Source organism: Thalassotalea sp. PLHSN55 (genome assembly GCF_052030545.1).
Classification (GTDB): Bacteria; Pseudomonadota; Gammaproteobacteria; order Enterobacterales; family Alteromonadaceae; genus CANMXU01.
The window spans coordinates 1-2,133 of the sequence record NZ_JBPDIH010000028.1 but is presented as its reverse complement, the minus strand read 5'-3'; the positions used below and the strand labels follow the sequence as shown (position 1 = coordinate 2,133).

Here is a 2,133-nt window from a genome sequence, read left to right as displayed (position 1 = left end):
TTGGGGTTGTATGGTTAAGTGACTAAGCGTATGTGGTGGATGCCTTGGCAGTTAGAGGCGATGAAAGACGTGTTAATCTGCGATAAGCTCAGTTGAGGTGATAAAAACCGTTATAGACTGAGATTTCTGAATGGGGAAACCCAGTGTCATAAGACACTATCCTTGAGTGAATACATAGCTCAAGGAGGCGAACCGGGAGAACTGAAACATCTAAGTACCCCGAGGAAAAGAAATCAACCGAGATTTCCTTAGTAGCGGCGAGCGAACGGGAATTAGCCCTTAAGTGGTTTGGAAGTTAGTGGAACAAGCTGGAAAGCTTGGCGATACAGGGTGATAGCCCCGTACACGAAAATGACCTTATCATGAAATCGAGTAGGACGGAGCACGTGAAACTTTGTCTGAATATGGGGGGACCATCCTCCAAGGCTAAATACTCCTAACTGACCGATAGTGAACCAGTACCGTGAGGGAAAGGCGAAAAGAACCCCTGTGAGGGGAGTGAAATAGAACCTGAAACCGCATACGTACAAGCAGTGGAAGCCGGATTTAGTCCGGTGCCTGCGTACCTTTTGTATAATGGGTCAGCGACTTATATTCTGTAGCAAGGTTAACCGATTAGGGGAGCCGTAGCGAAAGCGAGTGTTAACTGCGCGTTTAGTTGCAGGGTATAGACCCGAAACCCGGCGATCTACCCATGGGCAGGTTGAAGGTTGAGTAACATCAACTGGAGGACCGAACACACGTATGTTGAAAAATGCGGTGATGACTTGTGGGTCGGAGTGAAAGGCTAATCAAGCCGGGAGATAGCTGGTTCTCCCCGAAATCTATTTAGGTAGAGCCTCGGACGAACACCATCGGGGGTAGAGCACTGTTAAGGCTAGGGGGTCATCCCGACTTACCAACCCTTTGCAAACTCCGAATACCGATGAGTGATATCCGGGAGACACACTGTGGGTGCTAACGTCCATTGTGAAGAGGGAAACAACCCAGACCGCCAGCTAAGGTCCCAAAGTACTAGTTAAGTGGGAAACGATGTGGAAAGGCATAGACAGCTAGGAGGTTGGCTTAGAAGCAGCCATCCTTTAAAGAAAGCGTAATAGCTCACTAGTCGAGTCGGTCTGCGCGGAAGATGTAACGGGGCTAAACTAGTCACCGAAGCTGCGGATTCATCTTATGATGAGTGGTAGGGGAGCGTTCTGTAAGCCGTTGAAGGTGAACTGTAAGGTTTGCTGGAGGTATCAGAAGTGCGAATGCTGACATGAGTAACGATAAGGGGAGTGAAAAACTCCCCCGCCGAAAGACCAAGGTTTCCTGTCCCATGTTAATCAGGGCAGGGTAAGTCGGCCCCTAAGGCGAGGCGGAAACGCGTAGTCGATGGGAAACAGATTAATATTTCTGTACTTCTATATATTGCGAAGGAGGGACGGAGTAGGCTAGGTGAGCACGGCGTTGGTAGTCCGTGTGAAAGTATGTAGGTGGATGACTTAGGTAAATCCGGGTTGTCTTAACACTGAGATACGAGACGAGATTCTACGGAATTGAAGTCATTGATGCCATGCTTCCAGGAAAAGCTTCTAAGCTTCAGATATATAGGAACCGTACCCCAAACCGACACAGGTGGTTAGGTAGAGAATACTAAGGCGCTTGAGAGAACTCGGGTGAAGGAACTAGGCAAAATAGTACCGTAACTTCGGGAGAAGGTACGCTCTCTAGTGTGAATGCTTTACGCAGTAAGCACAGGAGAGTCGAAGTAACCAGGTGGCTGGAACTGTTTATTAAAAACACAGCACTGTGCAAAATCGAAAGATGACGTATACGGTGTGACGCCTGCCCGGTGCCGGAAGGTTAATTGATTGGGTTAGCTCTGCGAAGCTCATGATCGAAGCCCCGGTAAACGGCGGCCGTAACTATAACGGTCCTAAGGTAGCGAAATTCCTTGTCGGGTAAGTTCCGACCTGCACGAATGGCGTAATCATGGCCACACTGTCTCCACCCGAGACTCAGTGAAATTGAAATTGCGGTTAAGATGCCGTATACCCGCGGCTAGACGGAAAGACCCCGTGAACCTTTACTATAGCTTGACAGTGAACATTGCTCCTACATGTGTAGGATAGGTGGGAGGCTTTGAAACTT

The 2,133-nt window shown here is 48.8% G+C and carries 1 rRNA gene; it reads left to right on the top strand.

Going from position 1 to position 2,133, the window contains the following annotated elements:
* Positions 1-12: 12 nt before the first annotated feature.
* Positions 13-2,133, top strand: a 23S ribosomal RNA gene (locus tag ACRRSQ_RS20555); the annotation flags it as partial.